At 43.1% G+C, this 15,059-nt stretch carries 12 protein-coding genes; all 12 read left to right on the forward strand.

Annotated features, from left to right (window positions below; all coding sequences use genetic code 11):
* Window positions 1-111: 111 nt before the first annotated feature.
* The 12 genes from murG to sigG all read left to right on the forward strand — a co-directional run bounded on the left by murG (window position 112) and on the right by sigG (window position 14,984).
* On the forward strand, window positions 112-1,203 hold the full coding sequence (gene murG / locus LWH95_RS04240) for an undecaprenyldiphospho-muramoylpentapeptide beta-N-acetylglucosaminyltransferase (RefSeq protein ID WP_232919033.1): 1,092 nt from the start codon (window positions 112-114) through the stop codon (window positions 1,201-1,203).
* Between the two features lie 31 nt (window positions 1,204-1,234).
* A complete protein-coding gene (gene murB / locus LWH95_RS04245; RefSeq protein WP_232919034.1) occupies window positions 1,235-2,146 on the forward strand; it encodes a UDP-N-acetylmuramate dehydrogenase in 912 nt (303 codons plus the stop codon).
* A 129-nt stretch (window positions 2,147-2,275) separates the two neighbouring features.
* On the forward strand, window positions 2,276-3,067 hold the full coding sequence (gene divIB / locus LWH95_RS04250; protein WP_084992560.1) for a cell division protein DivIB: 792 nt from the start codon (window positions 2,276-2,278) through the stop codon (window positions 3,065-3,067).
* On the forward strand, window positions 3,064-3,759 hold the full coding sequence (locus LWH95_RS04255) for a DUF881 domain-containing protein (RefSeq protein ID WP_003238685.1): 696 nt from the start codon (window positions 3,064-3,066) through the stop codon (window positions 3,757-3,759). The genes divIB and LWH95_RS04255 overlap by 4 nt, the downstream gene beginning before the upstream one ends.
* Before the next feature lie 22 nt (window positions 3,760-3,781).
* On the forward strand, window positions 3,782-4,489 hold the full coding sequence (locus LWH95_RS04260; protein WP_019258340.1) for a DUF881 domain-containing protein: 708 nt from the start codon (window positions 3,782-3,784) through the stop codon (window positions 4,487-4,489).
* 17 nt (window positions 4,490-4,506) lie between these two features.
* The gene (locus LWH95_RS04265) at window positions 4,507-4,872 is read left to right on the forward strand and encodes a small basic family protein (RefSeq protein WP_003238683.1); all 366 of its coding nucleotides are present in this window, start codon (window positions 4,507-4,509) and stop codon (window positions 4,870-4,872) included.
* 176 nt (window positions 4,873-5,048) lie between these two features.
* Window positions 5,049-6,371: a cell division protein FtsA gene (gene ftsA / locus LWH95_RS04270; RefSeq protein ID WP_003238682.1), complete on the forward strand. Its 1,323-nt coding sequence runs from the start codon at window positions 5,049-5,051 to the stop codon at window positions 6,369-6,371.
* A 35-nt stretch (window positions 6,372-6,406) separates the two neighbouring features.
* Window positions 6,407-7,555: a cell division protein FtsZ gene (gene ftsZ, locus LWH95_RS04275; protein ID WP_003238681.1), complete on the forward strand. Its 1,149-nt coding sequence runs from the start codon at window positions 6,407-6,409 to the stop codon at window positions 7,553-7,555.
* A gap of 302 nt (window positions 7,556-7,857) precedes the next feature.
* Window positions 7,858-12,159, forward strand: a complete 4,302-nt coding sequence (locus LWH95_RS04280; protein WP_232919035.1) for a S8 family peptidase — start codon at window positions 7,858-7,860, stop codon at window positions 12,157-12,159.
* A 191-nt stretch (window positions 12,160-12,350) separates the two neighbouring features.
* Complete coding sequence (gene spoIIGA, locus LWH95_RS04285) at window positions 12,351-13,280, forward strand: sigma-E processing peptidase SpoIIGA (RefSeq protein WP_032732082.1); 930 nt, start codon at window positions 12,351-12,353, stop codon at window positions 13,278-13,280.
* Between the two features lie 62 nt (window positions 13,281-13,342).
* On the forward strand, window positions 13,343-14,062 hold the full coding sequence (gene sigE, locus LWH95_RS04290) for an RNA polymerase sporulation sigma factor SigE (RefSeq protein ID WP_003221446.1): 720 nt from the start codon (window positions 13,343-13,345) through the stop codon (window positions 14,060-14,062).
* A gap of 139 nt (window positions 14,063-14,201) precedes the next feature.
* Complete coding sequence (gene sigG / locus LWH95_RS04295; protein WP_009967190.1) at window positions 14,202-14,984, forward strand: RNA polymerase sporulation sigma factor SigG; 783 nt, start codon at window positions 14,202-14,204, stop codon at window positions 14,982-14,984.
* Window positions 14,985-15,059: the final 75 nt, after the last annotated feature.

Consider the following 15,059-nt stretch of genomic DNA (forward strand, 5'->3'; position numbering starts at 1 on the left):
CCTAAAGCTCCCTGTGAAACAGGAAGCTGGGAAACAATTGATGTGATAACCCTGTCCAACAAAACAGGGTTATCGCTATGTTATAGAGAAACTTAGACTGGGGGAAGAGATATGCGAATTGCAATAAGCGGAGGCGGTACAGGGGGACACATTTATCCCGCTCTTGCCTTTATTAAAGAAGTGCAGCGCCGTCATCCTAATGTGGAATTTTTATATATCGGAACAGAAAACGGGCTGGAGAAAAAAATTGTGGAACGGGAGAATATACCGTTTCGTTCAATTGAAATTACAGGGTTTAAAAGAAAGCTGTCATTTGAAAACGTCAAGACTGTGATGCGTTTTCTGAAGGGCGTAAAAAAGAGCAAATCGTATTTAGCGGAATTTAAGCCTGATGCCGTAATTGGAACGGGCGGCTACGTATGCGGACCAGTTGTCTATGCCGCTGCCAAGATGGGAATTCCGACTATCGTCCATGAACAAAACAGCCTGCCGGGCATCACGAATAAGTTTCTTTCAAAATATGTTAATAAAGTAGCAATTTGTTTTGAAGAAGCAAAATCGCATTTTCCTAGCGAGAAAGTTGTATTTACGGGAAACCCGAGAGCCTCTGAAGTCGTCTCAATAGAGACGGGCCGATCAATGGCTGAATTTGGGCTTTCTGAAGAGAAAAAAACGGTCTTAATCTTCGGCGGAAGCAGAGGCGCCGCACCAATTAACCGTGCTGTCATTGACATGCAGGATGCGCTGAAAACAAGAGACTACCAAGTGCTGTATATTACCGGTGAAGTTCACTATGAAAAAGTGATGAATGAGCTGAAAAGCAAGGGTGCAGCTGATAATATGGTCACAAAGCCGTTTCTTCATCAAATGCCAGAGTATTTGAAGGCCATTGATGTCATTGTGGCCAGAGCTGGTGCGACGACGATTGCTGAAATTACTGCTCTCGGAATTCCAAGTGTACTGATTCCAAGCCCATATGTAACAGCGAACCACCAAGAGGTCAATGCGAGATCTCTCGGCCAGCATGATGCGGCGATTGTTCTGAAAGAAACAGAGCTCAGCGGGGAAAAACTGATTGAAGCGCTTGACCGGATCGTACTGAATGAGAAAACGTTAAAGGAAATGAGCGAACGGACAAAGTCACTCGGTGTTCCTGACGCGGCTGCCCGTTTATACAGCGTACTCGAAGAATTGAAAAAATAATAGAAAAGCAAATGGAATGCGGAGGTTTACGATGGAGAAAGTGATACAGGAATTAAAAGAACGCGAAGTCGGCAAGGTTCTTGCAAATGAACCGCTCGCGAATCATACAACGATGAAAATCGGCGGACCTGCGGATGTATTGGTCATTCCAAGCAGTGTAGATGCTGTCAAAGATATTATGGACGTTATTAAAAAATATGATGTGAAGTGGACAGTCATCGGCCGCGGATCAAATCTTCTTGTTTTAGATGAGGGAATCAGAGGCGTAGTGATTAAGCTGGGCGCAGGCCTTGACCATTTGGAGCTTGACGGGGAACAAGTAACAGTCGGAGGCGGTTATTCCGTGGTCCGTCTTGCAACATCATTGAGTAAAAAAGGCCTGTCCGGACTGGAATTTGCTGCTGGTATTCCAGGATCAGTCGGCGGAGCGGTTTATATGAATGCCGGCGCCCACGGTTCTGATATGAGCGAAATCCTCGTCAGAGCACATATTTTATTTGAAGACGGCACGATTGAGTGGCTGACAAATGAGCAGATGGATTTCAGCTACAGAACATCTGTATTGCAAAAGAAGCGCCCGGGCGTTTGCCTTGAAGCTGTTCTGCAGCTGGAGCAGAAGGATAAGGAATCAATCGTTCAGCAAATGCAAAGCAATAAAGATTACAGAAAAAATACACAGCCGTATTCAAGCCCTTGTGCGGGAAGCATATTCAGAAATCCGCTTCCGAATCATGCCGGAAACCTTGTAGAAAAAGCAGGCTTGAAAGGATATCAAATCGGCGGTGCAAAGATATCGGAGATGCACGGAAACTTCATCGTCAATGCGGGCGGAGCATCAGCAAAAGATGTGCTTGATCTCATTGACCATGTGAAAAAGACAATCCGTGAAAAATACGAGATTGATATGCACACAGAGGTTGAAATCATCGGCGAAAATCGCTGATTCAAGTTCTGACTGAAGCTGTTCATATGATATACTGTAAGCAAACGACAAACGGCATCGTAGTATGCCGTTTGTTTTGGAATAGACAGACTTTTAACAGCTGTTTCATTTGAATGAGGTGAACAGGCAATGAACCCGGGTCATGACCGAGAAAAAATCGTAAACATTGAAGAACGGATTCCAAAAATTAAAGAGCAGAGGAAACAGAAGGCAAACCGCCGTCTCATTTCATTTATTATGCTCTTTTTTATTATGGTGCTGATCATCGTGTACCTGCAGACGCCAATCAGTAAAGTATCAACCATCTCTGTTACAGGGAATGAAAATGTATCCAAAAAGGAAATTATCGAGCTTTCCGATATTAACAGCGGAGATACTGAGTTTTGGAGTTTGGACAAGAAAAAAACAGAAAAGAAGATTCAGCAAAATAAATTAGTAAAAAAAGCGGAGATCAGCAAATCGCTTCCTAATAAAATCAACATTGCGATCGAAGAGTATAAAGCGATTGCTTATTTAGAAAAAGACAATGTGTACTATGAAGTGCTTGAAAACGGATCAGTTCTGCCAAACGAAGTAACGCCGGAGGATGCCGGACCGATTTTGGTCAATTGGACAAACGCGAAAAAGCGGTCTCAAATGGCCAAGCAGCTCGATGCTTTGTCAAATTCTTTAAAACAGTCAATTTCAGAAATTTATTACACGCCTGTAAAAATGGATGAAAACCGTATTAAATTGTATATGAACGACGGTTATGTTGTCACTGCGTCTATTAAAACCTTTGCAGACCGAATGAAAACGTATCCTTCTATCATTTCACAGCTTAGCAGCAATAAGAAAGGCATTATTCATTTAGAAGTTGCCACCTATTTTGAAGAGTTTGGAAAAAACAATAAAGCTGCTAAAAAGGAAGATGAAAATTGAGGGGCAAATCAGCAGTCCTTCTTTCTTTGATTATGCTTATCGCAGGCTTTTTGATCTCATTTTCTTTTCAAATGACAAAAGAAAACAACAAAAGCGCGGCTGAGACGGAAGAGTGGAAAAAAGAATATGCGCTGAGAGATGAACTCCTGAAACAGGAGAAAGAAAATAAGAATCTTGAAAAAGAATTGTATCAAAAGCAAAACAAAGTCCGTCAGGCGGAAAATAAGCTGAAGAAAGAAAAGACGGAATACTATAACGTCCTCGAAGATACAGAAAAGTACCGAATGTATATTGGGGAAGTCGGTGTGCAGGGAGAGGGCGTTGAGGTGACCTTGGAAGATGCGTCGTACATACCGGAAGGGGAGAATGTGAACAGTTACATCGTTCACGAAAGCCATATCTTTCAAGTGGTAAACGAACTGTATATTTCGGGGGCGGCGGCCGTCGCCGTTAATGGCCAGCGTTTGACACATGATTCCTATATCAAGTGCAACGGTCCTGTTGTAACGGTAGACGGGGTGCAGCATCCGGCTCCGTTTACGATATCCGCTATTGGAGATCCTGATGTTCTGCTGCCTTCGTTAAATATAGCAGGAGGCCTGATCGATCAGCTGTCAATGGATCATATTTCTGTTACCGCAGAAAAAGAGAAAAACGTACAAATGAAACCGATTCTGAAAACGAAGGAATGACTGAAAAAGCGGGTGAAACAGATTGAAAATAAAGCGTTCCTTCATAAGCATCAGTGTGCTTATGGTCATCTTCGGCCTCATGATATCTGTTCAGTTTAACTCGTTAAAGCATCCTAAAGTCCGAGATACGAGAGACATGTGGGATATAAGAGAAGAGCTGACATCAGAGCAGAAGAAGCAGGAAAAGCTGCTGGCTGAAATAAACAAATATGATAAACTGCTGAATAGCTATTCGCAAAGTAAAGAAATGACAAAAGAAACCGCGCTCAATAATACCTTGCAAACCTTAAAAAAAACAGCCGGCATGACCGATATAACAGGTAGCGGAATTGTCATCACCATTTCCCCACTTTTTTCTGAAAGCTTAACAGGAGAGCCGATCGAAAATCCGCCTCCGGATTTGCTGAAGAAGCTGATCAATGAACTCAACTCCTTCGGTGCAGAGCATATCTCGATTAATGAGCGAAGAGTTGTGAATCATACAGTCATAAGGGATATAAACGGCACAACAAAAATAGACGGATACGGCCTTGACGATTATCCTTTAACAGTAAAAGTGCTCGCCGAAGATCCGGACATGCTGTACAGCAGAGTGAAGGGGTCGGGCCTTGAGGATCTTTTTGCATCTGAAAATTTAGCATTAAAAGCCGGTAAATCTAAAAGCGAGCTGACATTAAAAGCATACGACAGACCATTGGACGTACAACAGCTGAAACCGCTTAAAGACTGAAAAGGAGGAGAATTGTCATGTGGCTGCCTGTGCTGGGACTGGTGCTCGGAATAGCGATTGGACTGATGACAAACTTAACGATACCGAGTGAATATTCAAACTATTTATCGCTTGCGGTGCTCGCCGCACTTGATACATTAATCGGCGGAATCAGGGCGCATTTACAAGGTACATATGATGAAATGGTATTTGTTTCCGGTTTCTTTTTTAATATTATATTGGCAATAAGTTTAGCTTTTCTGGGAGTCCATCTTGGTGTAGACTTGTATTTAGCAGGTATATTCGCATTTGGAGTGAGATTATTTCAGAATATAGCTGTTATTAGAAGAAATCTACTAACAAAGTGGACTCTTTCTAAAAAAAATAAAAAAAATGTGATATAAAAGAGGATATACATAGGATATAACGAATATTTTCAATAAACATAAAATGTGAAAAGCACATGAGGAATATTCCGTTGTGATATTTTTTGTTACACACTTGTAAAGCCACATTCATTGTATTGTTGTTCCGCAAATAATAGAATAGAAATGATCGAAATGTGAGGAGGTGCCATAGAATGAACAACAATGAACTTTACGTCAGTCTTGACATCGGTACGTCCAATACAAAAGTGATCGTCGGAGAAATGACAGATGATTCCCTTAATATTATCGGTGTGGGAAATGTACCGTCTGAAGGGTTGAAAAAAGGCTCAATCGTTGATATAGATGAGACCGTTCATTCTATAAGAAAAGCGTTTGACCAAGCTGAAAGAATGGTAGGTTTTCCGCTTAGAAAAGCTATTGTCGGCGTTAATGGAAATTATATCAATATTCAAGATACAAACGGTGTTGTAGCAGTTTCCAGTGAGAATAAAGAAATTCAAGTTGAAGATGTACGCCGTGTCATGGAGGCGGCACAGGTTGTTTCAGTACCGCACGAACAGCTGATTGTCGACGTCATTCCTAAACAGTTTATCGTAGATGGAAGAGATGAAATCACCGACCCGAAAAAAATGCTGGGTGTGCGTTTAGAAGTAGAAGGCACCCTGATCACCGGTTCAAAAACAATCTTACATAACTTGCTTCGCTGTGTTGAAAGAGCCGGTATTGAAATAACTGATATATGTCTTCAGCCGCTGGCAGCCGGTTCTGCTGCATTGTCAAAGGACGAGAAAAATCTTGGTGTTGCTCTCATTGATATAGGAGGAGGGTCAACAACCATTGCTGTGTTCCAGAACGGACATCTCACTTCTACCCGTGTCATTCCTCTCGGAGGCGAAAATATCACCAAAGATATCTCCATCGGATTGAGAACGTCAACAGAAGAAGCAGAACGCGTGAAAAAGCAATTTGGACATGCCTACTATGACGAAGCCTCGGAAGATGAAGTATTTGAGGTAACCGTTATAGGCACCAATCAAAAACAAACATTTACACAGCAGGAAGCAGCGAATATCATTGAAGCAAGAGTAGAAGAAATTCTTGAAATTGTTTCAGAAGAGCTTCGCAGTATGGGAATTACCGATCTGCCGGGAGGCTTCGTGCTGACAGGGGGACAAGCAGCAATGCCGGGTGTCATGTCATTGGCACAGGATGTGCTGCAAAACAATGTCAGAGTGGCAAGCCCGAATTATATCGGTGTAAGAGATCCTCAGTATATGACGGGAGTGGGTCTGATCCAATTCGCCTGCCGAAATGCAAGAATCCAAGGCAGAAAAATAGGCTTTAAGATGCCTGAAGAAGCGATACAGGAAATTGCAGTCTCATCATCAGAGGAACAAGAGCAGCATCATCACCAAAATGAGGTGCAGCAGCGGCCAAAAGGAAAACAAAAAACACAAGCCGAACATAATAAACAGAGCAAAATGAAAAAACTATTAAGCATGTTTTGGGAATAGATAGATAGTCATTCGGCAGATTAGGAGGATTTAGCATGTTGGAGTTCGAAACAAACATAGACGGCTTAGCATCAATTAAAGTAATCGGAGTAGGAGGCGGCGGTAACAACGCTGTCAACCGAATGATTGAAAATGAAGTGCAAGGAGTAGAGTACATCGCGGTAAATACGGACGCTCAAGCTCTTAACCTGTCAAAAGCAGAAGTGAAAATGCAAATCGGCGCAAAGCTGACAAGAGGATTGGGAGCAGGTGCGAATCCGGAAGTCGGAAAAAAAGCCGCTGAAGAAAGCAAAGAGCAGATTGAAGAAGCGTTAAAAGGCGCTGACATGGTATTCGTGACAGCTGGTATGGGCGGCGGAACAGGAACAGGTGCTGCACCGGTTATCGCACAAATCGCGAAAGACTTAGGCGCATTAACAGTCGGAGTTGTTACAAGACCGTTTACATTTGAAGGACGCAAAAGACAGCTTCAGGCTGCAGGCGGAATCTCAGCAATGAAAGAAGCGGTGGACACACTGATCGTGATCCCGAACGACCGAATTCTGGAAATTGTTGATAAAAACACGCCGATGCTTGAAGCATTCCGTGAAGCTGATAACGTACTCCGTCAAGGGGTTCAAGGTATTTCAGACTTGATTGCTACACCTGGTCTTATCAACCTTGACTTTGCTGATGTGAAAACAATCATGTCAAACAAAGGATCTGCTTTGATGGGTATCGGTATTGCGACTGGAGAAAACCGCGCGGCAGAGGCAGCAAAAAAAGCAATCTCCAGCCCGCTTCTTGAAGCGGCCATTGACGGTGCGCAAGGTGTCCTCATGAACATCACTGGGGGAACAAACCTCAGCTTATATGAAGTTCAGGAAGCAGCAGACATTGTCGCTTCAGCGTCTGACCAAGACGTAAACATGATTTTCGGTTCTGTTATTAATGAAAATCTAAAAGATGAGATTGTGGTGACAGTGATTGCAACTGGTTTTATCGAACAAGAGAAGGACGTCACGAAACCCCAGCGTCCAAGCTTAAACCAAAGCATCAAAACACATAACACAAGTGTTCCAAAGCGTGAACCAAAACGTGAGGAGCCTCAGCAACAAAACACAGTAAGCCGTCACACGTCACAGCCGGCTGATGATACGCTTGACATCCCGACATTCTTAAGAAACCGTAATAAACGCGGCTAATGTAAAGGACAAAATCGTTTTCGATTTTGTCCTTTTTGTTTTTCTCCAAAACTTTTCTTCTTGTAAAGTCTTTTTCCCTATGTCTTCCTTCACAGAATAACAAATAAGACTATTAGACCTATTCTTATTTCATGACGATTTTATCATTTTCATATATATGGAAATCGAATGACATAAAACGACAATATCTGTAATACAGATTGTCTACAGTTAACGTACAGCGATGTTCTGACAAACCATTCACTTTTTAAAAGGAGGGACGACATTCTTTTACAAAGCATTTTGAAAAAAGGGGGATAAAAATGAGGAAAAAAACGAAAAACAGACTCGTTAGCTCTGTTTTAAGTACGGTTGTTATCGGTTCACTGCTGTTTCCGGGTGCAGCCGGGGCAAGCAGCAAAGGCGCCTCAACTCCTGTTAAACAGGAGCTTCAATCTGCTGAATCCATTCAGAACAAGATCTCGAGTACATTAAAGAAAAGCTTTAAAAAGAAAGAAAAAACGACCTTTCTGATTAAATTTAAGGATCAAGCTGACACAGAAAAAGCGGCAAAAGCAGCTGTCAAAAAAGCAAAATCGAAGAAGCTGACTGCCGCTAAGACGGAATATCAAAAGCGTTCTGCCGTTGTGTCATCCTTAAAAGTCACAGCCAATGAATCACAGCAAGACGTCTTAACATACCTGAACAGCCAGAAAAATAAAGGAAATGCAGACCAGATCCACTCTTATTATGTGGTGAATGGGATCGCTGTTCATGCCTCAAAAGAGGTTATGGAAAAAGTAGCGCAGTTCCCCGAAGTGGAAAAGGTGCTTCCAAATGAGAAACGGCAGCTTTTTAAGTCATCCTCCCCATTTAATATGAAAAAAGCGCAAAAAGCTGTCAAAGCAACCGACGGTGTGGAATGGAATATAGACCAAATCGACGCCCCGAAAGCTTGGGAACTTGGATACGATGGAACTGGCACAGTTGTCGCGTCTATTGATACTGGTGTGGAATGGAACCATCCGGCATTAAAAGAGAAATATCGCGGATATAATCCGGAAAATCCTGATGAGCCTAATAATGAAATGAACTGGTATGATGCCGTAGCAGGCGAAGCAAGCCCTTATGATGATCTGGCTCATGGGACCCACGTGACAGGTACGATGGTGGGATCTGAACCCGATGGAACAAATCAAATCGGTGTAGCGCCTGGCGCAAAATGGATTGCTGTAAAAGCGTTCTCCGAAGAGGGCGGCACTGATGCTGACATTTTGGAGGCGGGTGAATGGGTTTTAGCTCCAAAGGACGCAGAGGGCAATCCTCACCCGGAAATGGCTCCTGATGTTGTCAATAACTCATGGGGCGGGGGCTCAGGACTTGATGAATGGTACAGAGATATGGTCAATGCCTGGCGTGCGGCCGATATTTTCCCTGAGTTTTCAGCGGGGAATACGGATCTCTTTATTCCGGGCGGACCTGGTTCTATCGCAAACCCGGCAAACTATCCGGAATCGTTTGCAACTGGCGCGACTGATATTAACAAAAAGCTCGCTGACTTTTCTCTACAAGGGCCATCTCCATATGATGAAATAAAGCCGGAAATTTCTGCACCGGGCGTAAATATCCGGTCTTCCGTTCCCGGCCAGGCATATGAGGACGGATGGAACGGCACATCAATGGCAGGACCGCATGTGTCTGCTGTTGCTGCACTGCTGAAACAGGTGGATGCCTCACTTTCTGTCGATGAGATGGAGGATATATTAACGAGCACGGCTGAACCACTGACGGATTCAACATTTCCTGATTCTCCGAATAACGGATACGGCCATGGTTTGGTGAACGCTTTTGATGCTGTATCAGCTGTTACAGATGGTTTAGGAAAAGCAGAAGGACAAGTTTCTGTAGAGGGGGATGATCAAGAGCCTCCTGTCTATCAGCATGAGAAAGTAACAGAAGCCTATGAAGGCGCCAGCCTGCCGCTGACTTTGACAGCTGAAGACAATGTGAGTGTGACGTCTGTAAAACTGTCCTATAAGCTGGATCAAGGTGAATGGACAGAAGTAACGGCTAAACGAATCAGCGGTGATCACCTGAAAGGAACGTATCAGGCAGAGATTCCAAACATTAAAGGAGCTGCACTAAGCTATAAGTGGATGATTCAGGATTTTGGCGGCCATGTCGTTGAGTCTGACACATACGATGTAACTGTGAAGCCAAGCATCACGGTGGGATACAAGCAGGACTTTGAGGCTGCACCCGGTGGCTGGATTGCAAGCGGAACACATAATAACTGGGAATGGGGAGTTCCGTCGTCAGGCCCAACTACAGCAGCATCAGGAGAAAAAGTATACGGAACAAACCTAACAGGAAACTATGCCAATTCAGCAAATATGAATCTAGTGATGCCTCCTGTTGAAGTGCCGAATTCAGGAAACCTGTTTCTTCAATTTAAAAGCTGGCACCATTTAGAGGATGATTTTGATTACGGCTACGTTTTTGTTCTTCCGGAAGGCGAAAAGAATTGGGAGCAGGCTGGTGTCTATAATGGAAAGACATCAAGCTGGACGGATGAAGAAATTGATTTATCCGCTTATAAAGGTCAAAACATTCAAGTGATGTTTAACCTTCAATCAGATGAAAGTATAGCAAAAGAGGGCTGGTACATTGATGATGTAGTGCTTTCTGACAAATCGGCCGGAAAAACAGCCAAGAAGAATAAGCTGGGTGTCGAAAAGCCTTCAGGAAAGCAAAAGAAAAAGCCAGTGAATCCGAAAAAGGCTAAGCCATCTGCAAACACAGCGGTAAATAATCAGAGTAAAGATATACAGCCACAGGTTTTGCCGATCAGGGCACAAGTCAGTGTCGCGGAAACAGGAAAATCAACATATTCGGATCAAGCCACAGGGCAGTACACGCTGATGCACAAAGCGGGAGATTATACGCTTAAGGCAGAAGCGTACGGTTATCAATCGAAAACCCAAAAAGTTTCTCTGCAGGCAGATCAGACGACACAAGCTAATTTTACGTTAGAGGAAATGAAGAAGGGGACATTAAAAGGCACAGTCATTAATAAAGCGACAGGAGAGCCGGTAAAAGGCGCCACCGTCTATGTTATAGAGGATGCTGCAGTTGAACCTGCTACAACAAACGACAAAGGTGAATATACGCTTGAGGCCTATGAAGGCGCCTATACGATTAAAGTCGCTGCACCGGGTTATTACAGCGATGAATTTACCGTTGATTTAAAAGGTGATGTTACGAAGGAAACTGTACTGAAGCCTTTCGTCGGTTATCCGGGTGAGATTGCATATGATGACGGAACGGCGGAAAATGCCAATTCCTATTTTGCAGCAGGTAACGGATGGGCGGTAAAAATGACGTTGGCTGACGGCAAGGACAAAGGCATGCTTACAGGAGGACTGTTCAGATTCTGGGATACAGAGTTTCCTGATCCTGGCGGCACCGAGTTTAAGGTTGAGGTATACGATGCTACAGGAGAAGACGGAGCACCAGGCAAAAAAATTGCCGGGCCATTTAACGCCGAAGCCCTTCGCAATGGCGAATGGACCAAGGTAGATCTCAGTTCAAAAGGGATTATGGTCGATAAAGACTTTTATCTCGTGTATATCCAGTCAAAACCTGATCCGTATTCACCTGGACTGGCAATGGATGAAACCGGTCAGAATTCTGGCCGCAACTGGCAGTATATAGATGGACAATGGCAGCCAGGTGACGAAGCGGACGGCAACTATATGATTCGCGCATTAGTTGATTATGAAGCTGCTGTACCTGAAATTTCTTCACCGGCAGACAAATCGTACACAAACAAGGAGAACGTTACTGTAAAAGGAAAAGCCTCTCCTGGTACAACAGTACACATTTATAATGGAGAGAAAGAAGCAGGAGAAACGAAAGCTGCTGCGGATGGCACCTTCCAGGCAGGCATCTCACTCAGCAAGGGTGAAAATAAGCTGACGGCCACTGCATCAACAGACAACGGAACTACGGATGCCTCCAGCCCTGTTACAGTCACGCTTGATCAAGTCAAGCCTGAATTGACGCTGGACAATCCAAAGGATGGCGAGAAAACAAATAAAGAAGCACTGACTGTCAAAGGGGCTGTATCCGATGACAATCTGAAAGAAGTCAAGGTGAATGGCAAAAAAGCAACGGTTACAGATGGTTCATACTCAGCCCGTGTTCTCTTGGAGAACGGAAGCAATGAAGTCAAGGTGACTGCCTCTGACTTGGCGGGCAACAAAACGACGAAAAAGGCAGTCATTGACATTAACTTTGACAAGCCTGTCATTTCCGGATTGATCCCTGGAGAGGACAAAACCTTAAAAGCCGGTGAATCTGTGAAAATCGCTTTCTCAAGCGCAGAAGATTTGGATGCAACGTTTGTCATTCGTCTTCCGCTGACAAATGCAAGGGCGAGTGTGCAAAACGCCACCGAGCTCCCGCTAAGAGAAATTTCTCCGGGGAGATATGAAGGCTATTGGACAGCCACTTCTTCTATTAAAGCAAACGGAGCAAAAGTAGAAGTGATTGTACGAGATGAGTATGGAAATGAAACTAGAAAAACAGCGAATGGAAAACTTTATATCAATACTGAAAATTAAGTGTAAAAAAGCTGCCGTCACAGGCAGCTTTTTTATATACTCTCATTTATTTCCTCGACAAATTAAGCAGATATCCCTGAAAAATTGTATTTTCCTCTCAACATTAATTGACAGACTTTCCCACAGAGCTTGCTTTATACTTATGAAACAAGAAGGGGAACAGCGTGATGCAAGAAAGAAAGGAGTCAGATGTGAAAATCTATTTAGATGTCATTTGGCTGTTAAACTTTTGTTTTGATGCACTTTTACTTTTGCTCACGGCATTTATTTTAAAACGTCATGTGAAAAAAAGAAGACTGATAGGCGGAGCGTTCATCGGTTCAAGTATTGTCCTTTTGATGTTTACTCCTTTTTCGCCGATCGTTGAACATCCGGCCGGGAAGCTGGCTTTTTCAGTTGTGATTGTGATGGTGACATTTGGATTTAAAAGATTTCGTTATTTCTTTCAAAATTTGTTTTCCTTTTATTTTGCCACTTTTTTAATGGGGGGAGGAATTATCGGAGCTCATTCTTTGCTGCAGTCACATTCTGTTGTTCGAAACGGTGTCATGATCACCAATCAAACCGGGTTTGGAGACCCAATCAGCTGGTTGTTTATTGTTGCTGGCTTTCCAGCGTTATGGTTTTTTTCTAAGAGAAGAATTGACGACATTGAAACAAAAAACATTCAATATGAGGAACGAGTCAGCGTACAGGCGGATTTGGGCGGTCAAACGCTTCATGTCAGAGGGTTGATTGATTCCGGTAATCAGCTGTACGATCCTCTTACAAAAACGCCGGTTATGATTATTTACATTGATAAACTGGAGCCGATTTTCGGAGCGGCTGAAACGATGATCATTCGAAACACAGACCCATTGGAAGCGATTGAACAGCTCGATGATTCATTTCGTTTTTTAGATAAAATGAGGCTGATTCCATACAGGGGGGTAGGGCAGCAAAATCAATTTTTATTATGCATTAAACCGGATCACGTAACGATAATGACAAAAGAAGAAATGGTTTCTGCGGATAAATGCTTAATCGGCATCAGCACAACAAAGCTATCGGCAGATGGAGAGTTTGACGCGATTATTCATCCGAAAATGCTTTCGGGCAAGGCCATCAAACACGTTTCATAATGTTCGCAAATGTCCGTTACTTATCATACTCAAACGACGTGACATTTAGAAGGGAGAGGAAGATGAAAAAACTGAAATTGCGACTGACGCACCTCTGGTATAAGCTGCTGATGAAACTTGGATTGAAAAGTGATGAAGTCTATTACATAGGCGGGAGTGAAGCCCTGCCGCCGCCATTATCTAAAGATGAGGAGCAGGTTCTGTTAATGAAGCTCCCAAACGGTGATCAGGCGGCTCGCGCCATTTTGATTGAACGCAATCTACGTCTGGTCGTCTATATCGCACGGAAATTTGAAAATACAGGAATTAATATAGAGGATTTAATCAGCATCGGCACCATCGGATTAATTAAAGCTGTGAATACATTCAATCCAGAAAAGAAAATCAAGCTGGCGACCTATGCCTCACGGTGTATAGAAAATGAAATCCTGATGTATTTAAGAAGAAACAATAAAATTCGTTCAGAGGTTTCCTTTGATGAGCCGCTTAATATTGATTGGGATGGCAATGAGCTTTTGCTTTCTGACGTACTCGGCACTGACGATGACATCATCACAAAAGATATAGAAGCCAACGTAGATAAAAAGCTCTTAAAAAAAGCGCTTGAACAGCTCAATGAGAGAGAAAAACAAATCATGGAGCTGCGGTTTGGGCTTGTCGGTGAAGAAGAAAAAACCCAAAAGGATGTAGCGGATATGATGGGGATTTCACAGTCCTATATTTCGCGGCTTGAGAAAAGAATTATAAAAAGATTGAGAAAAGAGTTCAACAAAATGGTGTAAAATTTTTTATGGTTATAACCCCTTGATTTTACAGGGATTTCCTGATTTCGACTGTTTTTCGGTCTGAGTGCAGTGCATATTTTTCCCACCCAAGGAGATACTTAACGATGTACAGCAGCTCCTGTAGGGAGGGAAAAAAGTGTCTAGGAATAAAGTCGAAATCTGCGGGGTGGATACCTCCAAATTACCAGTACTCAAGAATGAAGAGATGAGAAAGCTGTTTAGGCAGCTGCAGGATGAAGGCGATGATTCAGCCAGAGAAAAGCTTGTAAACGGGAACTTGCGTCTTGTCTTAAGTGTCATTCAAAGATTTAATAACAGAGGGGAGTATGTTGATGACTTATTTCAGGTCGGCTGCATCGGACTAATGAAATCCATTGATAATTTTGACCTAAGCCACAATGTTAAGTTTTCAACATACGCTGTACCTATGATTATCGGAGAGATCCGCAGGTATTTACGCGATAATAACCCGATCCGTGTTTCAAGATCGCTTCGGGACATCGCTTACAAGGCGCTTCAGGTAAGAGAGCGGTTAATCAGTGAGACAAGCAAGGAGCCGACTGCAGAAGACATCGCAAAAGTTCTTGAGGTACCGCATGAGGAAATCGTATTTGCGCTTGATGCCATCCAGGATCCGGTTTCTCTATTTGAACCGATCTATAACGACGGCGGAGACCCGATCTATGTGATGGACCAAATCAGTGATGAGCGCAATACAGATTCACAATGGATTGAAGAGCTGGCTTTAAAAGAGGGCATGAGAAGGCTGAATGATAGGGAAAAAATGATTTTGAGAAAGCGCTTCTTCCAAGGGAAAACACAAATGGAAGTAGCCGAGGAAATCGGGATTTCCCAAGCGCAGGTGTCCAGGCTTGAAAAAGCGGCTATCAAACAAATGAATAAGAATATTCATCAATAATGACATGAAAAGCCTTTAAAACAATTTTTGTTTTAAAGGCTTTTCTATTGATTATGGGTTGTTTACGTCTTGGAA

The sequence above is a fragment of the Bacillus sp. G16 genome (assembly GCF_021282335.1).
Lineage (GTDB): Bacteria > Bacillota > Bacilli > Bacillales > Bacillaceae > Bacillus > Bacillus inaquosorum.

Bases quoted from the DNA above. Each gene is read 5' to 3' on its own strand.
- murB (WP_232919034.1), top strand. From the start codon at position 1,235: ATGGAGAAAGTGATACAGGAATTAAAAGAACGCGAAGTCGGCAAGGTT.
- murG (WP_232919033.1), top strand. From the start codon at position 112: ATGCGAATTGCAATAAGCGGAGGCGGTACAGGGGGACACATTTATCCC.
- divIB (WP_084992560.1), top strand. From the start codon at position 2,276: ATGAACCCGGGTCATGACCGAGAAAAAATCGTAAACATTGAAGAACGG.
- sigE (WP_003221446.1), top strand. From the start codon at position 13,343: ATGAAAAAACTGAAATTGCGACTGACGCACCTCTGGTATAAGCTGCTG.
- ftsA (WP_003238682.1), top strand. From the start codon at position 5,049: ATGAACAACAATGAACTTTACGTCAGTCTTGACATCGGTACGTCCAAT.
- LWH95_RS04265 (WP_003238683.1), top strand. From the start codon at position 4,507: ATGTGGCTGCCTGTGCTGGGACTGGTGCTCGGAATAGCGATTGGACTG.
- ftsZ (WP_003238681.1), top strand. From the start codon at position 6,407: ATGTTGGAGTTCGAAACAAACATAGACGGCTTAGCATCAATTAAAGTA.
- LWH95_RS04280 (WP_232919035.1), top strand. From the start codon at position 7,858: ATGAGGAAAAAAACGAAAAACAGACTCGTTAGCTCTGTTTTAAGTACG.